The organism is Neisseria sp. P0021.S007 (assembly GCF_051956855.1).
Genome location: NZ_JBQCXA010001506.1, coordinates 1 through 470, shown reverse-complemented (window position 1 = coordinate 470; position 470 = coordinate 1). Strand labels below are relative to the sequence as shown.

Annotated in this window: 1 protein-coding gene; it reads right to left on the bottom strand. The window is 28.9% G+C overall.

Annotated features, from left to right (window positions below):
- The coding region (locus ACTHUR_RS19965) for a hypothetical protein (RefSeq protein WP_440400535.1) at positions 1-470 on the bottom strand (470 nt) is incomplete at both ends.

Sequence of the window (470 nt, the reverse complement as noted above, 5' to 3'; positions counted from 1 at the left end):
AATAAAAATAGGTATATGCTCTTGTTGAATGGTAAGAGTAATTCTCCAAATCTCACTTAACATCTCTTGGTTAAATAAGGATTTGAATTCTTGCCAGCTTGAAAATGAAAATCTGTCATAAATTGAGGGTTTATCTTCAATAAAGATATAAATTCCTAATAAGTCGTTTTCCTTGCCTGAGTAAAACGATGACCATTGGCAATTTTTATTAGTAATATTATGTGTAAAGGACTGCACTAAATAATTGTGCATATCCTTATCTTGATATTTTGATTTTGTTAAGTAAGTATTAGTAACAATGCCAATCTCATTTTGAGAAAATGATTTATCAACATCAGTAAACTGAAAGGAAAAATATGCTCCATTATAGCTATGATTTGGAGTAATTAGATGCTCATAATGCTCATCTTTTTCTTGATGAATAATATATTGAACAATCCATTTTTTGATTGCCTGGAAATCTTGCTTGA